Consider the following 762-nt stretch of genomic DNA (forward strand, 5'->3'; position numbering starts at 1 on the left):
ACCGAGTCCGGTCCGCGTCGCCGCAGTTACGCCGAGGTGGGCCGGCGGTGTGCGGCGTTGGCGCACGCGCTGCGGGGACTCGGGGTGACCGGCGACGAGCGGGTCGCGACCTTCATGTGGAACAACGCCGAGCATCTCGAGGCGTACCTGGCGGTGCCGTCGATGGGGGCGGTGCTGCACACGCTGAACATCCGGTTGTTCCCGGAGCAGTTGGTGCACGTGGCCAATCACGCCGAGGACCGGGTGATCATCGTCGATCCGACGCTGCTGCCGCTGCTGGCTCCGCAGTTGCCGCAGCTGACGACGGTCGAGCACGTGATCGTGACCGGTGCTTCGACGGCGGGACTCGAGGCGCCGGCGGGTGTGCAGGTGCACGCCTACGAGGCGCTGATCGCGGACCGGCCGACCGAGTTCGACTGGCCGGAGGTGGACGAGCGTGCCGCGGCCGCGATGTGTTACACGTCCGGGACCACGGGTGATCCGAAAGGTGTTGTCTACTCGCATCGGTCGATCTACCTGCATTCGATGCAGGTGTGCATGACCGACGGGCCGGCGCTGGCCCAGGGTGATCGGGCACTCGCGGTGGTGCCGCAGTTCCACGCGATGTCGTGGGGGCTGCCGTATGCGGCGTTCATGATCGGGGCGTCGCTGGTGATGCCGGATCGGTTCCTGCAGCCGGCGCCGCTGGCCGAGCTGATCGCGGCCGAGCGGCCCACGTTCGCGGCCGCGGTTCCGACGATCTGGCAGGGCCTGCTGCTGCAC

At 69.6% G+C, this 762-nt stretch carries 1 protein-coding gene; it reads left to right on the forward strand.

Going from position 1 to position 762, the window contains the following annotated elements; genetic code table 11:
* Positions 1-762 (forward strand): AMP-binding protein (locus ABD951_RS27935; RefSeq protein WP_345353429.1); only part of this gene is annotated, 762 nt, incomplete at both ends.

It is taken from the genome of Rhodococcus olei, assembly GCF_039540555.1.
Lineage (GTDB): Bacteria > Actinomycetota > Actinomycetes > Mycobacteriales > Mycobacteriaceae > Rhodococcus_G > Rhodococcus_G olei.